General features: G+C 53.1%; 13 protein-coding genes, 1 tRNA gene and 1 rRNA gene. 10 read left to right on the top strand and 5 right to left on the bottom strand.

What is annotated here, in order from left to right; translation table 11 throughout:
- Positions 1 to 78: 78 nt before the first annotated feature.
- Positions 79 to 537 (bottom strand): transcriptional regulator AsnC, encoded by a 459-nt coding sequence (asnC, locus tag HU143_RS22480; protein ID WP_000433016.1) that lies wholly within the window; start codon positions 535 to 537, stop codon positions 79 to 81.
- A 150-nt stretch (positions 538 to 687) separates the two neighbouring features.
- Here asnC and asnA point away from each other — a divergent pair, with 150 nt between their 5' ends.
- Positions 688 to 1,680 carry an aspartate--ammonia ligase gene (asnA, locus tag HU143_RS22475; RefSeq protein WP_000845123.1) on the top strand — a complete coding sequence of 331 codons (993 nt, stop codon included), beginning with the start codon at positions 688 to 690 and terminating at the stop codon, positions 1,678 to 1,680.
- Between the two features lie 4 nt (positions 1,681 to 1,684).
- Here asnA and viaA read toward each other — a convergent pair whose 3' ends face one another.
- A complete protein-coding gene (gene viaA / locus HU143_RS22470; RefSeq protein WP_023227715.1) occupies positions 1,685 to 3,136 on the bottom strand; it encodes an ATPase RavA stimulator ViaA in 1,452 nt (483 codons plus the stop codon).
- On the bottom strand, positions 3,130 to 4,626 hold the full coding sequence (gene ravA, locus HU143_RS22465) for an ATPase RavA (protein ID WP_000940994.1): 1,497 nt from the start codon (positions 4,624 to 4,626) through the stop codon (positions 3,130 to 3,132). Before ravA ends, viaA begins: the two co-directional genes overlap by 7 nt.
- A gap of 347 nt (positions 4,627 to 4,973) precedes the next feature.
- On the opposite strand from ravA, the gene kup reads away from it, so the two are divergent.
- From kup to rbsR, 7 genes are all read left to right on the top strand, one after another.
- A complete protein-coding gene (kup, locus tag HU143_RS22460) occupies positions 4,974 to 6,842 on the top strand; it encodes a low affinity potassium transporter Kup (RefSeq protein ID WP_185191067.1) in 1,869 nt (622 codons plus the stop codon).
- Positions 6,843 to 7,058: 216 nt separating this feature from the next.
- A complete protein-coding gene (gene rbsD, locus HU143_RS22455) occupies positions 7,059 to 7,478 on the top strand; it encodes a D-ribose pyranase (RefSeq protein ID WP_000715944.1) in 420 nt (139 codons plus the stop codon).
- 7 nt (positions 7,479 to 7,485) lie between these two features.
- A complete protein-coding gene (rbsA, locus tag HU143_RS22450; protein WP_000339366.1) occupies positions 7,486 to 8,991 on the top strand; it encodes a ribose ABC transporter ATP-binding protein RbsA in 1,506 nt (501 codons plus the stop codon).
- 5 nt (positions 8,992 to 8,996) lie between these two features.
- Positions 8,997 to 9,962 (top strand): ribose ABC transporter permease, encoded by a 966-nt coding sequence (rbsC, locus tag HU143_RS22445; RefSeq protein ID WP_000211345.1) that lies wholly within the window; start codon positions 8,997 to 8,999, stop codon positions 9,960 to 9,962.
- A 24-nt stretch (positions 9,963 to 9,986) separates the two neighbouring features.
- Entirely contained in the window at positions 9,987 to 10,877 is an 891-nt protein-coding gene (gene rbsB / locus HU143_RS22440) for a ribose ABC transporter substrate-binding protein RbsB (protein WP_001056260.1), read from the top strand.
- A gap of 132 nt (positions 10,878 to 11,009) precedes the next feature.
- Positions 11,010 to 11,939 (top strand): ribokinase, encoded by a 930-nt coding sequence (gene rbsK / locus HU143_RS22435; protein WP_000844730.1) that lies wholly within the window; start codon positions 11,010 to 11,012, stop codon positions 11,937 to 11,939.
- 3 nt (positions 11,940 to 11,942) lie between these two features.
- Positions 11,943 to 12,941 (top strand): ribose operon transcriptional repressor RbsR, encoded by a 999-nt coding sequence (gene rbsR / locus HU143_RS22430; RefSeq protein ID WP_000224487.1) that lies wholly within the window; start codon positions 11,943 to 11,945, stop codon positions 12,939 to 12,941.
- Here the strand turns inward: rbsR and mdtD are convergent.
- Together mdtD and HU143_RS22420 are read right to left on the bottom strand one after the other, a co-directional pair.
- Positions 12,907 to 14,334, bottom strand: a complete 1,428-nt coding sequence (mdtD, locus tag HU143_RS22425) for a multidrug transporter subunit MdtD (RefSeq protein WP_000202071.1) — start codon at positions 14,332 to 14,334, stop codon at positions 12,907 to 12,909. The genes rbsR and mdtD overlap by 35 nt on opposite strands.
- Positions 14,335 to 14,345: 11 nt before the next feature.
- Positions 14,346 to 15,050, bottom strand: a complete 705-nt coding sequence (locus HU143_RS22420) for a FadR/GntR family transcriptional regulator (protein WP_001131148.1) — start codon at positions 15,048 to 15,050, stop codon at positions 14,346 to 14,348.
- 480 nt (positions 15,051 to 15,530) lie between these two features.
- On the opposite strand from HU143_RS22420, the gene HU143_RS22415 reads away from it, so the two are divergent.
- A 16S ribosomal RNA gene (locus HU143_RS22415) occupies positions 15,531 to 17,072 on the top strand.
- An 85-nt stretch (positions 17,073 to 17,157) separates the two neighbouring features.
- A tRNA-Glu gene (locus tag HU143_RS22410) sits at positions 17,158 to 17,233 on the top strand.
- Positions 17,234 to 17,264 lie beyond the last annotated feature (31 nt).

Genomic DNA, 17,264 nt, shown 5'->3' with positions numbered 1-17,264 from the left:
TCAGGTAAAGAGGCTGCATTGTACTCTGTGAACGAGCTGGGATCTACCTGTGGAAAAATGTGGGATTAAAAAAGCCGATCATGGCTTGATGGTGCGCATGATCGGGTTCTGCAAGACGATCAGTGTCTCAGTGGACTGAATTTCATCAATTGTTTGGATCTTGTTGATAAGTACGTGCTGAAGCGCGTCGATTGATTTGCACATCACTTTTATAAAGATGCTGTAGTGACCGGTGGTGTAATACGCTTCCGTCACCTCATCCAGGCTTTCCAGCCGGGCCAGTGCGGAGGGATAGTCTTTGGCGCTTTTTAGAATGATGCCAATAAAGCAGCCCACATCGTAGCCCAGTTGTTTAGGGCTGACGTCAATCCGTGCGCCCGTAATGATCCCGGCCTGCTTCATTTTCTCGACGCGAACGTGAATGGTTCCAGGGCTAACGCCAAATTGTTTGGCCAGTTCGGCGTAGGCGGTGCGGGCATTTTCCATTAAGGCGTCAAGTATGCCGCGGTCCAGATTGTCGATCTGATAATTTTCCATCGCTTTTTCTTATGCAGATTAATGATTATCTCTATTTTAGCCATTATTTTTAACGAATCAAAACCGAAGTTAGCTTTTTATCTGTTGATTATTGAATAGTGCTCTCGTTTTGTTGCTTAATCATAGGCAACAGGACGCAGGAGTAAAAAAATGAAAACCGCTTACATTGCCAAACAACGTCAAATTAGCTTCGTGAAATCACATTTCTCTCGCCAGCTGGAGGAGCGCCTGGGTCTGATTGAGGTCCAGGCGCCGATCCTGAGTCGCGTAGGGGATGGTACGCAGGATAATTTGTCCGGCTGTGAAAAAGCGGTGCAGGTAAAAGTGAAAGCATTGCCTGACGCCCAGTTCGAAGTGGTGCATTCACTGGCGAAGTGGAAACGTCAAACCCTGGGGCAACATGACTTCAGCGCGGGCGAAGGGCTGTACACGCACATGAAAGCCCTTCGCCCCGATGAAGACCGACTCTCTCCGCTCCACTCGGTCTATGTGGATCAGTGGGACTGGGAGCGTGTCATGGGCGATGGCGAGCGCCAATTTTCCACCCTGAAAAGCACAGTAGAGGCTATATGGGCAGGAATTAAGGCGACGGAAGCAGAAGTGCATAAACAGTTTGGTCTGGCGCCGTTCCTGCCAGAGCAAATTCAGTTTGTTCACAGCCAGGAGTTGTTGTCTCGCTATCCGGATCTGGATGCGAAAGGGCGCGAACGCGCGATCGCCAAAGAACTTGGCGCCGTTTTTCTGGTGGGGATCGGCGGTAAACTGAGCGATGGCCACCGCCATGATGTACGCGCGCCGGATTATGATGACTGGAGCTCCGCATCTGAGCTGGGCTACGCCGGTCTGAACGGCGATATCCTGGTGTGGAACCCGGTGCTGGAAGATGCGTTTGAGCTTTCCTCTATGGGTATTCGCGTAGATGCCGATACGCTGATGCGCCAGCTGGCGTTGACCGGTGATGAAGATCGTCTGCAACTGGAGTGGCATCAGGCGCTGCTGCGCGGCGAAATGCCGCAGACCATCGGCGGCGGGATTGGGCAGTCGCGTCTGACGATGTTGCTGCTGCAATTGCCGCATATTGGTCAGGTACAGTGCGGCGTATGGCCCGCGCAGGTTCGCGAAAGCATTCCTGCTATTTTATAAGCCGTTAGCGCCGCCAGCGTCTCAGCAGGCGGCTTCGCATCCCGGTGTCAAAGCGCCAGATATGATCGAAAATGCGCATGATGCCGGGTTTGCCGTGCGCCGACATCGCCACCGCATGGAATCGATGCTGGTGAAGACGCTGCAACTCTCCCACTTTGCTCACCACGTCATCCGGCAAGCGCTGGGCGATAAAATCCGAAATGACCACCGCATCGGCATCAAACCATTCCCGTCTCTGCATTCTTTCAATAATGGCGCGAAAACAGCTGGCGATATCCGTGCCGCCGCGAAAACGTTGACTTAAAAAGCGGATGGCCTGCTCGATACCTTCCGGGCCGGAGAGTTCATAGCGCACAACGTCAGTGGAAAACAGCATAATAAAGCAGCGGCGGTTATCCGCCAGCGCAACGCGCATCAACGCCAGGCAGAACGCTTTTGCGCACTGCTCGTTAAATCCTCCCATCGAGCCTGAAGTATCGACGCAGACAATAAACGGTCCGCGCGGCTGCTCGTCGACATCCTGGTGTACTACCGGCCGTTCGGTCACTTTCTCACGCCACGCTTCGCCATGCAGGCGATAGGTGAGGAGCTGTTTTTCCACTAACCGGCGGTAAAATTCATATTCCAGCTCGGTGATGCCGAGCGTCGCCAGCTCTGGCGGCAACAGGCGCAGAATATCATCGCCTTGCTGAATACCGTCAACCTGCTCCGGCACCGTTGCGGGTTCGCGTACCAGTGTACGAAAGGTTTCCATCGGCGCGTCTTTTTTCGGTACCGATTTGGCTTCCCGCGAACGTCCCAGTTGTTCCGCCAGTTGCATTAGCTCCGGCTGGGCGGCGAGAAATTCGCCGTATTTTACGATCAGTTGATAATCACCACGTTTAAGCTGGCCCGCGCTCATATCCCACAGGCGGCCTGCGGCATTATCATTTTCCGCCAGCGTCGGTTCCAGTTGCCCGCTCAGCGTCATCCGTTCCTGAACGTCACTCAGCAACTGCTCGCGCTCTTCTTCCAGTAGTTGTTGGTTTAACGTGGTGGCCTGCACGACCAGACTTAACCGCCAGCGTTGCAAAAAAAGTGTGTGTAGCGCAGGGGTAAAGGTACTGTTGCTCTCCGTCAACTGCTTCGCCTGCGCGGCATACGGTGAATGCAGGCGGTGAAGCAACGCCAGTATTTGCGGCAGTTGCACGATGAACTGTGGGGTAGAGAGAAGTTGGCTTTGCTGATAACACATGACCTCTTCCGTGAGTTCCGGCGGAACGCGTGCGTCTTTAAGACGGCTGCGTAGCGCTTCCCGCCAGCGCGGGAGATCGGCGGTCACGGCGTTTTTTAAACGCGGAAACTTTTCAAAGAAAATGACCAGTTGTGGGGAAGCCAGTAGCGCGAGGATCATCTCTTCGACCATTCCCTCTTCGCTGACGGCCAGCATGGTATTTAGCGTATCCAGCGTCAGCATTGTTTCGCCTGGCGGATCTGTTCTCCTACATCCTGCAGGCTGGCCTCAATGCGCCCTAACCAGTCGCTGTGAATAAACAGGCAATGTTGCTGTTCGCTGAAGCGGGTATGCTGCTGGCGCCAGTCGTTTTCTAACGTTTCCAGCTGCTGTTTGATCTCCGCAGGCATACTGTCTTCAGCCGTTCCCGGTAACGCCAGACGGGTACCTTGTAGACTGATGTCGCGCACCACCAGATGTTGAGCGTTATCGACTTCCATATTCAACGTTTGGGCAAAGCCGATCCCGTTCAGTTTGCCGCGGATCTCGCCGCCTTTGGTCAGCCAAAGTTCCAGCGCGCTGCGGTCAAAAGTAATATGGATCACTTCCATATCATGCAGTTTTAGCGGTTTTTGTAGCAATAACGTCAACGTTGATGCACTGACTTCCGGCGGTAAAGTGTAATGCGGGCGGCGGCTGAACATACCGCCTTCTTTAATGACGGTGAAGGCGGTTTTATCGCTTTGCTGTTGCTGCAACTGGAGGCGGCGCTGGACGATACCGCCGAGGCGAGTCAGCATGGCCTGCTGCTGCCAGGCGTGTCCGGTCATCAATATTTCTAGTTGCTGTTGCATGAGATTCAGACTCTGCGCGTCATACCACAAGCAATCTTTTAGCAGGATAAGGTCAATCGGCGCAACCGCGTCGCGTCCGCTAAAGAAGGCGCTGGCCTGTAACAGGCGGATGGCTTTCTTCCAGCGACGGTCGGAGACATAAGGCGCATTCGGCAAATTATCCAGCTGTTGGCGCAGAGTAAATATCAGCTCAAAGACCGGATCAGGGAGTGAAATCGCGCCGATATCTTTTTGCCACTGTTGATATTCTTCGTCGCTTACCTGTAACGAGGCGGGGACCGGGTTATCACTCTCATCCTGCTGACTAACCAGCATGGAGCGGAAATTGGCTTTATCCTGAACTTTATCCAGCCACAGGCGAATCAACATTCGGTCGTACAAGGCTTCCAGGCTGCTGTCCGCTTCGGGCAGTTCGTTAGAGGCCGCCACCAGTAGCCGCATCGGGATTTTTTCCTCAAATGCGCCGTTGCGGAAATGGCGTTCGTTAATGGCGGTCAGCAATGTGTTCAGGATAGCGGGCCCGGCTTTCCAGATTTCATCCAGAAAAACGATTTCGGCTTCGGGAAGGTAGCCGGTCGTTAAGCGTTCATAGCGACCTTCATCTTTCAGCGCCTGAATAGAGAGCGGGCCAAAAACCTCTTCCGGCGTGGAAAAGCGTGTCATCAGATATTCAAAAGCGCGGGCGCGCTGGAAAGCAAACTTCAGGCGGCGGGCAATCAGACTCTTGGCGATACCGGGCGGGCCCAACAAAAAGACGCTCTCACCGCTTAACGCCGCCAGTAGGCAAAGGCGTATGGCATGACTACGTTCATACAGCCCCTTCTCAAGGGCGCTGCTCAGACGGGAAATTCTTTCCGCTAATAAATGTGGGTGAGCCATAATAAAGAGGCGTCCTTTCGACAAATGGATCATGCTAATTGCGAGTATAGACGTTTCACCACCGGGGCTGTAATCGTCTGACGCGCTGTTTATTTTTCTTTGAGCCAGGTTAATCTGGCTTCATTTAGGGGTACGATTTTATGATTAATCGTGCATACTGTGCGCTTTTTTGTGGGCCAAGGGACTAAGCACACATTTCATATCTATACACTCATTCATTCAAACTACATCAAGGCGGCAAAGGAGTGAATCCCCTGGCACTGACTTAAACGTGTGACTGGGGTAAGCGAATGCAGCCGACAAGGAGGTAGGGTGAAGGGTGACGTGTATAAACGAAAGATGAGTCTATGAGCACTGATAATAAGCAATCGTTGCCTGCGATTACCCTCGCAGCTATTGGGGTTGTCTACGGTGATATTGGTACCAGCCCGCTTTATACGCTTCGTGAATGTTTGTCCGGTCAGTTTGGTTTTGGCGTTGAACGAGATGCCGTATTTGGTTTTCTGTCGCTGATCTTCTGGCTACTCATCTTTGTGGTTTCCATCAAATATCTCACCTTCGTGATGCGCGCCGATAACGCGGGTGAAGGTGGAATTTTGACGCTGATGTCGCTTGCCGGGCGTAATACCTCGGCGCGCACCACATCCATGTTAGTTATCATGGGACTGATAGGCGGCAGCTTTTTCTATGGCGAAGTGGTGATTACGCCGGCGATTTCGGTGATGTCGGCGATTGAAGGCCTGGAAATTGTCGCGCCGCAGCTGGATACCTGGATTGTCCCGCTTTCCATTATTGTGCTGACTCTGTTGTTTATGATTCAGAAGCACGGTACGGGAATGGTAGGGAAACTCTTTGCGCCGATCATGCTGACCTGGTTTTTAATCCTGGCGGTACTTGGCCTGCGCAGTATTATCGCCAATCCCGAAGTGTTACATGCGCTGAATCCTGTCTGGGCGGTACGTTTTTTCCTTGAATATAAAACCGTATCGTTTATTGCGTTGGGCGCGGTGGTGCTGTCGATTACCGGCGTAGAGGCGTTGTACGCCGATATGGGACACTTCGGTAAGTTCCCGATTCGCCTGGCGTGGTTTACCGTGGTATTGCCGTCGTTAGTACTGAACTACTTTGGTCAGGGCGCATTGCTACTTAAGCATCCGGAAGCGATTAAAAACCCCTTCTTCCTGTTGGCGCCGGACTGGGCGTTAATTCCGCTGCTGATTCTGGCCGCGCTGGCGACGGTGATCGCCTCCCAGGCGGTCATTTCCGGCGTCTTTTCGCTGACGCGTCAGGCCGTGCGTCTTGGCTATTTGTCGCCAATGCGCATTATCCATACCTCCGAGATGGAGTCCGGTCAGATCTATATCCCTTTCGTTAACTGGCTGCTTTATTTCGCGGTCGTGGTTGTTATTGTTAGCTTTGAGCACTCCAGCAACCTGGCGGCGGCCTATGGTATCGCCGTGACCGGCACGATGGTGCTGACGTCTATTCTTTCTACGACCGTGGCGCGTAAGAACTGGCACTGGAACAAATATTTTGTCGCGCTGATCCTCATCGCATTCCTGTGCGTGGATATCCCGCTGTTCTCGGCTAACCTCGACAAATTGTTGTCCGGCGGTTGGCTGCCGCTGAGCCTGGGCCTGATCATGTTCACGATCATGACCACCTGGAAGAGTGAGCGTTTTCGTCTGTTGCGTCGTATGCGTGAACACGGTAATTCGCTGGAAGCAATGATTGCTTCGCTGGAGAAGTCACCGCCGGTTCGGGTGCCGGGTACTGCCGTATACATGTCGCGCGCGCTCAGTGTGATCCCTTTTGCTTTATTGCATAACCTGAAGCACAACAAAGTGTTGCATGAGCGCGTAATCTTACTGACGTTGCGTACGGAAGATGCGCCTTATGTGCATAACGTTCGCCGGGTGCAGATTGAGCAGTTGTCTCCGACATTCTGGCGCGTGGTGGCTAGCTACGGCTGGCGCGAAACGCCAAACGTTGAAGAGGTGTTCCACCGCTGCGGTCTGGAAGGGCTTAGCTGTCGGATGATGGAAACGTCGTTCTTTATGTCGCACGAGTCGTTGATTGTCGGCAAACGCCCGTGGTATTTGCGTCTGCGTGGCAAGCTGTATTTGTTGTTGCAACGCAACGCCCTGCGCGCGCCGGATCAGTTCGAGATCCCGCCTAACCGCGTGATTGAGTTAGGTACGCAGGTCGAGATTTAACCTCCCATCAACATACCGGGGGCCGCGTTGGCTTACCCGGCCTGGCCAATCCGTAGATTCCCACAAGATAATCGCCATCGGGCGATTATCTTCACCTGATTTCCGCTAGCGAAACGTTTCGACGGCGATCACAATTCTGTTACGTCATGATGGTTTTATGAACACATCCAGGGTTACACTGCGGCCAGCGAAACGTTTCGCTAGTGGAGCAGAAAAATGAAGAAAGGCACCGTACTCAACTCTGAAATCTCGTCGGTCATTTCCCGTCTGGGGCATACTGATACTCTGGTGGTCTGTGATGCGGGTTTACCCATCCCGAATAGCACTGCGCGTATCGATATGGCACTAACCCAGGGCGTACCTTCTTTTATGCAGGTGGTGGATGTCGTGACCCGGGAAATGCAGGTTGAGGCGGCGATTCTTGCAACGGAAATCAAACAACAGAATCCGCAGCTCCACGAAACGTTGCTCACTCACCTTGAGCAACTGCAGCAACACCAGGGAAACACCATAAAAATTAGTTATACGACACACGAACAATTCAAAAAATTGACTGCAGACAGTCAGGCGGTGATTCGCAGCGGGGAGTGTTCCCCGTATGCGAACGTCATTCTTTGCGCTGGCGTCACGTTCTGAGGCCGCTATGGACGCATTACTGCAACTCAAAGGGATCGATAAAGCGTTCCCCGGCGTGAAGGCTCTCTCCGGCGCCGCGTTAAACGTTTATCCTGGCCGCGTTATGGCGCTGGTGGGGGAAAACGGCGCCGGAAAATCCACCATGATGAAAGTATTAACCGGCATCTATACGCGAGATGCGGGATCGTTGTTATGGCTGGGTAAAGAGACCACCTTTAATGGGCCTAAATCGTCTCAGGAAGCCGGGATCGGCATTATTCATCAGGAACTGAACCTGATTCCGCAGTTGACCATTGCGGAAAATATCTTCCTGGGCCGTGAGTTTGTGAATCGCTTTGGCAAAATCGACTGGAAAAAGATGTATGCCGAAGCCGACCAGCTCTTAGCCAAACTCAATCTGCGCTTTAAGAGCGATAAGCTGGTGGGCGAACTCTCTATCGGCGATCAGCAAATGGTGGAAATCGCCAAAGTGCTGAGCTTCGAATCCAAAGTCATCATTATGGATGAACCGACCGATGCGCTGACCGACACTGAAACCGACTCTCTGTTCCGCGTTATCCGCGAATTAAAATCGCAGGGGCGCGGCATTGTCTATATCTCCCACCGTATGAAAGAGATCTTCGAAATTTGCGATGACGTGACGGTCTTCCGCGATGGGCAATTTATCGCCGAGCGTGAAGTGGCCACGTTGACCGAAGATTCTCTTATCGAAATGATGGTGGGACGTAAGCTGGAAGATCAGTACCCGCATCTGGATAACGCGCCGGGTGAGATTCGCCTGAAGGTCGATAATCTGTGCGGACCGGGCGTGAATGATGTCTCTTTTGTGCTGCGAAAAGGCGAGATTCTTGGCATTTCCGGCCTGATGGGCGCCGGTCGCACCGAGCTGATGAAAGTATTGTACGGCGCGATGCCGCGAACCAGCGGTTACGTGACGCTTGATGGACACGAAGTGGTGACGCGTTCTCCGCAGGACGGGCTGGCCAATGGCATCGTTTATATCTCTGAAGACCGTAAGCGCGATGGACTGGTGCTCGGCATGTCAGTTAAAGAGAATATGTCGCTGACGGCGCTGGATTATTTCAGCCGCGCTGGCGGAAGCCTGAAACACAAAGATGAGCAGCAAGCGGTGGGGGATTTTATCCGTCTGTTCAACGTCAAGACGCCGTCAATGGAACAGGCGATAGGCCTGCTTTCTGGCGGTAATCAGCAAAAAGTGGCGATTGCCCGCGGGTTGATGACGCGCCCGAAAGTGCTCATTCTCGACGAGCCGACCCGCGGCGTGGACGTCGGCGCTAAGAAAGAGATTTACCAGCTTATCAACCAGTTTAAGGCCGACGGCCTGAGCATCATTCTGGTCTCATCTGAGATGCCAGAAGTATTAGGCATGAGCGATCGCATCATCGTCATGCATGAAGGGCATCTCAGCGGTGAATTTACTCGCGAGCAGGCCACCCAGGAAGTGTTAATGGCTGCCGCAGTGGGCAAGCTTAATCGCGTGAATCAGGAGTAAAAAAGATGACAACCCAGGCTGTTTCTGGTCGCCGTTATTTCACTAAAGCGTGGCTTCTTGAGCAGAAGTCGCTCATTGCTCTGCTGGTGCTGATCGCGATTGTGTCGACGTTAAGCCCCAACTTTTTTACCGTTAATAATCTGTTCAATATTCTTCAACAGACCTCCGTTAACGCCATTATGGCGGTGGGGATGACGTTGGTGATTCTGACATCGGGGATCGATCTGTCCGTCGGTTCCCTGCTGGCGCTCACCGGCGCGGTTGCCGCTTCAATCGTCGGCGTTGAAGTGAATGCGCTGGTCGCGGTTGCCGCCGCGCTGGCGCTGGGCGCTGCGATTGGCGCCGTCACTGGCGTTATCGTCGCGAAGGGCCGCGTACAGGCGTTTATCGCTACGCTGGTGATGATGCTGCTACTGCGCGGCGTGACGATGGTTTACACCGACGGTAGCCCGGTCAACACCGGCTTTACCGATAACGCCGATCTGTTTGGCTGGTTCGGTATCGGCCGTCCGCTGGGCGTTCCTACGCCGGTCTGGATCATGGCTATCGTCTTTATCGCCGCCTGGTATATGCTGCATCACACCCGTCTGGGACGCTATATCTACGCGCTGGGCGGTAACGAAGCGGCGACGCGCCTGTCTGGCATTAGCGTGAGCAAAGTGAAAATTATCGTCTATTCACTTTGCGGCCTGACAGCGTCGCTGGCGGGCATCATTGAAGTGGCGCGCCTCTCTTCCGCGCAGCCGACGGCGGGTACCGGCTATGAGCTGGATGCTATTGCCGCCGTGGTGCTGGGCGGCACCAGCCTTGCAGGCGGTAAAGGACGCATTGTTGGGACATTGATCGGCGCATTGATTCTCGGCTTCCTTAATAATGGTTTGAATTTGTTAGGTGTTTCCTCCTATTACCAGATGATCGTTAAAGCGGTGGTGATTTTGCTGGCGGTACTGGTAGACAACAAAAAGCAGTAACAACGACTACAGGACATCTGAAATATGAACATGAAAAAACTGGCTACCCTGGTATCTGCTGTTGCGCTGAGCGCCACCGTGAGCGCGAATGCAATGGCGAAGGACACCATTGCGTTGGTGATCTCTACCCTCAATAATCCCTTCTTCGTGTCGTTAAAAGACGGGGCGCAAAAAGAGGCGGATAAACTGGGTTATAACCTGGTGGTGCTGGACTCCCAGAACAACCCTGCCAAAGAGCTGGCGAACGTGCAGGATTTAACCGTTCGCGGGACCAAAATTCTGCTGATCAACCCGACTGACTCCGATGCGGTGGGTAACGCGGTGAAGATGGCTAACCAGGCGAAGATTCCGGTTATCACGCTTGACCGCCAGGCAACCAAAGGTGATGTCGTCAGCCATATCGCGTCTGATAACGTGCTGGGCGGTAAGATCGCTGGCGACTATATCGCGAAAAAAGCTGGCGAAGGCGCCAAAGTGATTGAGTTGCAAGGCATTGCCGGAACATCTGCGGCGCGTGAGCGTGGCGAAGGTTTCCAGCAGGCGGTAGCCGCTCACAAATTTAATGTCCTGGCCAGCCAGCCTGCCGATTTCGACCGTACTAAGGGTCTGAACGTCATGCAGAACCTGCTGACCGCGCATCCGGATGTTCAGGCTGTCTTCGCCCAGAACGATGAAATGGCGCTGGGCGCACTGCGCGCGCTGCAAACTGCCGGTAAAGCAGATGTGATGGTGGTTGGATTTGACGGTACGCCGGATGGCGAAAAGGCCGTAAAAGATGGCAAACTGGCAGCGACTATCGCTCAGTTACCGGATCAAATCGGCGCCAAAGGCGTTGAAGTGGCGGATAAGGTGCTGAAAGGCGAAAAAGTTCAGGCCAAATATCCGGTTGACCTGAAACTGGTCATCAAGCAGTAATAAACGACACGGGTCAACTATGGCCTGATGGCGACAGAAATACGCGAGCCTCCGCTGAGGTGAACGTAAAAAAAGAAAAGCAGGGCACGCGCCACCCTAACCGGTGGCGCACTTTGACGTGGAACCCCGAATATGAAAACCGCAGGTAATCTCATCGTCCTTGGCAGCATTAATGCCGATCATATCCTTAATCTTGAGTCCTTCCCTACCCCGGGTGAAACGGTAACCGGTAGCCATTATCAGGTCGCGTTTGGCGGGAAAGGCGCGAATCAGGCGGTTGCTGCGGGACGTAGCGGGGCAAATATTGCGTTTATCGCCTGCACGGGCGATGACGATATTGGCGACAGTATTCGTAAACAATTAGTCAGCGATCGTATTGATATCGCGCCAGTTAGCGTCATTAAAGGCGAGTCTACCGGGGTAGCGCTGATTTTCGTTAATGGCGAAGGCGAGAACGTTATCGGTATTCATGCCGGAGCGAATGCCGCGTTATCGCCGGCGTTGGTTGATGCGCAACGTGAACGTATCGCGCAGGCGGATGCGTTACTGATGCAGCTGGAATCGCCGCTGGAAAGCGTACTGGCGGCGGCGAAAATCGCCCATCAACATCATACTACTGTTGCGCTGAACCCGGCGCCTGCCCGTGAGCTACCGGATGAACTGCTGGCGCTGGTGGACATCATCACGCCAAATGAAACGGAAGCTGAAAAGCTGACGGGCGTGCGTGTGGAAAATGACGACGATGCCGCGAAAGCTGCGCAGGTTTTGCATGATAAAGGCATTCGAACCGTATTAATTACCTTAGGAAGCCGTGGCGTCTGGGCCAGCGTAAACGGCGAGGGCCGCCGCGTTCCTGGGTTTAGCGTTGAGGCTGTCGATACCATTGCCGCCGGAGATACGTTTAACGGCGCCTTTATCACCGCGATACTGGAGGAGACGCCGTTGCCGGAAGCGATTCGCTTTGCCCATGCCGCCGCCGCGATTGCCGTAACGCGTAAAGGCGCGCAACCTTCCGTTCCGTGGCGCGAAGAGATAGAAGCGTTTTTACATCAGCAGGGGTAACGCTTGGCTACTATGAAAGATGTTGCCCGCCTTGCGGGAGTCTCTACATCGACGGTCTCTCACGTTATTAACAAAGATCGCTTTGTGAGTGAGACGATAACCGAAAAAGTTGAAGCGGCGATTAAATCACTTAACTATGCGCCTTCTGCGCTGGCGCGAAGCCTCAAGTTAAACCAGACCCGCACGATTGGTATGCTAATTACCGCCAGTACCAACCCTTTTTATTCCGAACTGGTGCGCGGCGTTGAGCGAAGCTGTTTTGAGCGCGGTTATAGTCTGGTGTTGTGCAATACCGAAGGCGACGAGCAACGGATGAACCGCAACCTGGAGACCCTGATGCAAAAACGGGTAGACGGTTTACTGCTGCTGTGTACCGAAACGCATCAGCCTTCTCGTGAAATCATGGAGCGTTATCCGTCTATTCCTACCGTCATGATGGACTGGTCGCCGTTTGATGGTGAGGGCGATAGCGATCTGATTCAGGATAATTCGTTGTTAGGCGGCGATCTTGCGACCCAACACCTTATCGATAAAGGATTTACCCGAATAGCCTGTATTACCGGCCCGCTGGACAAAACGCCAGCGCGTTTGCGGCTGGAAGGGTATCGGGCGGCGATGAAACGCGCAGGGCTGGCTATTCCGCAAGGCTATGAGATCACCGGCGATTTTGAATTTGGCGGCGGCTTTGACGCCATGCAGGCGTTACTCGCTCATCAACAGCGACCGCAAGCGGTTTTTACCGGAAACGATGCGATGGCTGTCGGCGCCTATCAGGCGCTATATCAGGCGGGGCTTCGTATCCCGCAAGATATGGCAGTCATTGGCTATGATGATATTGAGCTGGCGCGCTATATGACGCCGCCGCTGACGACTATCCATCAGCCGAAAGATGAATTGGGCGAGCTGGCTATTGATGTGTTGATTCATCGGATGGCGCAGCCCGCCTTGCAACAACAGCGACTTCAGCTTACTCCGGTTTTGACGGTGCGTGGGTCGGTTTAGATTTATGCCGTTCTTTAATCAGATTGTTGCCGTCTTTGGCTCTTAGCAGCATAAACATCAGCGCGGACACGATAGTGATCGCCCCCATCGTGATAAAGGTATAGTGGAACTGTTCCACGGTACTGGTGCCCGCAAAACCTTCATAAATACGTAACACCGCCGCGCTGATCGCCACGCCTAAACTGATAGACAATTGCTGCGTAACCGCCAGAACGCTGTTGCCGCTGCTGGCATTATCGTCCGTCAGATCCGCAAGAGTAATCGTATTCATTGCCGTAAATTGAGTGGACATCGCCATTCCAAGAATGAATAGCGGTAGTACGAGCATCCAGATCGGCATGGCGGGAGATTGAAACGAAAACTGGGCAATCATCAGACCGATAAATACCGTAATGCCGACCAGAGTCTTCCGGTATCCCAAACGTCGTAAAACCTGCGTTACGGTCGATTTCGCGATAATAGAACCCAAAGCCGTCGGCGCCATCATGCAGCCGGCGATCAGAGCCGGGTAGCCAAAACCAACCTGTAGCATTAACGGCATCAAAAAAGGTACGCAGCCTGTCCCCAGACGTGTGGCGAGGTTGCCGGCAATGCCAACGGAAAATGTGCGTGTCTTAAACAGCGATAGTGATATTAACGGTGTCGGATGACGGCGGGCGTGGCGGATATAGGCCAATAGTAGAACGATACTGCAAAAAATAATGGCGGATGCGATCCATGTCGCCACAATCTTTTCGCCAAACAGTTCCATTCCGCTGGAAAATAAAACCAGACTTAACCCAAAAAGAAAGAAGCCGGTCATGTCAAACTTGCGACGCGGCGTGGTGAAGTTGGGCATATATTTGCGGGCATACAGAATGCCTGCAACCCCAATGGGAATATTAATCAGGAAGATCCAGTGCCAGCTTGCCCAGGTCACCAGTACGCCGCCTAATACCGGCCCCAAAATCGGACCTACCAGCCCCGGCATAGTGACAAAGTTAAGAACGGGCAGCAGCTCACTACGCGGATAGGCTCGTAATAACGCCAGTCGCGCCACTGGCATCATCATCGCTCCGCCGACGCCTTGTACGACGCGAAAAATAACCAATTCAGATAGTGAACTGGAGAGCGCGCAGGCCAGCGAGCCTAACGTAAACAGACTTACGGCGACCATAAAGACGCGACGCGTACCGAAGCGGTCAGCCAGCCAGCCGCTTACCGGAATTAACATAGCTACTGTCAGGGTATAACTGATAATAGCGGACTGCATGGCGAGTGGGGAACGGTTAAGGCTATGCGCAATAGCCGGTAAAGCGGTATTCAAAATGGTGGCGTCTAGCGCCTGCATAAAGAAGGCCATTGCCGCGATCCACGGCAGGCCAGCCATACTGCGCGCTTTTTTGCTGGTCATTCAATATCCTGTTAATTATCTGGTCTCTCATTGGGCGCTATTAACAACGCCTGACAGGCCTGGAAAGCGCGTTCGCCGTCGCCATCAGCGATGGCATCAACAATGGCCTGGTGCAAATCCAGCTTTACCACCTCGTTATAGGTGATTGAGGTAAAGTAAGTGTGATAAACCGAATGAAATAGCGTAGCAAAAGAGATTAGAAAGGGATTGGCGCTCATTTCGTAGATATGCTCGTGCCACGCCATATCCACTTCAATCCAGCGTTCACGCTTAAAATGCTTTTTCAGCGCGACCATCTCTTCCATTAAGGCATTAAGCCGCGCTTTCTGCTCCGGTGTGCCAAGAGTCGCCGCCAGCAGGCAGGCTTGCGGCTCCAGGCTAATACGCATCACCAGAAAATGCTCCACCACCTGATGAAAATTTTCTTCCGTCATCCACCAGGTCAGCAGCTCTTGATCCAGAAAGTTCCAGTTTCCCTGCGGCATCACCCGCGTACCAATGCGCGGACGGGGTAGCACCATGCCTTTAGCCGTCAACGTTTTCACCGCTTCGCGAACTGCCGTTCGACTTACGCCGTACTGCTCGCCCAGTTCTATTTCGCCGGGAAGAATCGTACCGGGGGCGTAGTCACCCTTTAATATCCGCTGCGCCAGCTTTTCAGCCAGAACATAGGATAGATTTTTCTGTGCGGCTAATTGTTGTGCGCTTAAAGGCATGAATGTTCTTCCTTTCTCTTTCGTTTGGTTATTAGTATGCCACCTGGAAGTGTGATTGCAGTTGCAATAACGGCAATTTGCTTATTTTATGGCACGTTAAGCACGCCATTGATGAAAAAAGAGACACTCAGAAAATTATTTTAAATTTCCTCTTGTCAGGCAGAAATAACTCCCTATAATGCGCCACCACTGACACGGAACAACGGCACACAGGCCGCCGGGTCAGCGGGGTTCAGACCAGAACCTCACGGAGAAAAGCGAAAATAAACGCTTGACTCTGAAGCGGGAAAGCGTAATATGCACACCCCGCGCCGCTGAGAAAAAGCGAAGCGGCACTGCTCTTTAACAATTTATCAGACAATCTGTGTGGGCACTCGAAGATACGGATTCTTAACGTCCTCGGACGAAAAATGAATACCAAGTCTCAAGAGTGAACACGTAATTCATTACGAAGTTTAATTCTTTGAGCATCAAACTTTTAAATTGAAGAGTTTGATCATGGCTCAGATTGAACGCTGGCGGCAGGCCTAACACATGCAAGTCGAACGGTAACAGGAAGCAGCTTGCTGCTTTGCTGACGAGTGGCGGACGGGTGAGTAATGTCTGGGAAACTGCCTGATGGAGGGGGATAACTACTGGAAACGGTGGCTAATACCGCATAACGTCGCAAGACCAAAGAGGGGGACCTTCGGGCCTCTTGCCATCAGATGTGCCCAGATGGGATTAGCTTGTTGGTGAGGTAACGGCTCACCAAGGCGACGATCCCTAGCTGGTCTGAGAGGATGACCAGCCACACTGGAACTGAGACACGGTCCAGACTCCTACGGGAGGCAGCAGTGGGGAATATTGCACAATGGGCGCAAGCCTGATGCAGCCATGCCGCGTGTATGAAGAAGGCCTTCGGGTTGTAAAGTACTTTCAGCGGGGAGGAAGGTGTTGTGGTTAATAACCGCAGCAATTGACGTTACCCGCAGAAGAAGCACCGGCTAACTCCGTGCCAGCAGCCGCGGTAATACGGAGGGTGCAAGCGTTAATCGGAATTACTGGGCGTAAAGCGCACGCAGGCGGTCTGTCAAGTCGGATGTGAAATCCCCGGGCTCAACCTGGGAACTGCATTCGAAACTGGCAGGCTTGAGTCTTGTAGAGGGGGGTAGAATTCCAGGTGTAGCGGTGAAATGCGTAGAGATCTGGAGGAATACCGGTGGCGAAGGCGGCCCCCTGGACAAAGACTGACGCTCAGGTGCGAAAGCGTGGGGAGCAAACAGGATTAGATACCCTGGTAGTCCACGCCGTAAACGATGTCTACTTGGAGGTTGTGCCCTTGAGGCGTGGCTTCCGGAGCTAACGCGTTAAGTAGACCGCCTGGGGAGTACGGCCGCAAGGTTAAAACTCAAATGAATTGACGGGGGCCCGCACAAGCGGTGGAGCATGTGGTTTAATTCGATGCAACGCGAAGAACCTTACCTGGTCTTGACATCCACAGAAGAATCCAGAGATGGATTTGTGCCTTCGGGAACTGTGAGACAGGTGCTGCATGGCTGTCGTCAGCTCGTGTTGTGAAATGTTGGGTTAAGTCCCGCAACGAGCGCAACCCTTATCCTTTGTTGCCAGCGGTTAGGCCGGGAACTCAAAGGAGACTGCCAGTGATAAACTGGAGGAAGGTGGGGATGACGTCAAGTCATCATGGCCCTTACGACCAGGGCTACACACGTGCTACAATGGCGCATACAAAGAGAAGCGACCTCGCGAGAGCAAGCGGACCTCATAAAGTGCGTCGTAGTCCGGATTGGAGTCTGCAACTCGACTCCATGAAGTCGGAATCGCTAGTAATCGTGGATCAGAATGCCACGGTGAATACGTTCCCGGGCCTTGTACACACCGCCCGTCACACCATGGGAGTGGGTTGCAAAAGAAGTAGGTAGCTTAACCTTCGGGAGGGCGCTTACCACTTTGTGATTCATGACTGGGGTGAAGTCGTAACAAGGTAACCGTAGGGGAACCTGCGGTTGGATCACCTCCTTACCTTAAAGAAACGTTCTTTGCAGTGCTCACACAGATTGTCTGATGAAAAGTAAATAGCAAGGCGTCTTGCGATTGAGACTTCAGTGTCCCCTTCGTCTAGAGGCCCAGGACACCGCCCTTTCACGGCGGTAACAGGGGTTCGAATCCCCTAGGGGACGCCACTTGCGCGGTAATGTGTGAAAGGCGTTGCCA

This window comes from Salmonella sp. SJTUF14076, assembly GCF_015534835.1.
GTDB classification, from domain to species: domain Bacteria; phylum Pseudomonadota; class Gammaproteobacteria; order Enterobacterales; family Enterobacteriaceae; genus Salmonella; species Salmonella enterica.
This window is presented reverse-complemented; position numbering and strand designations above follow the sequence as displayed.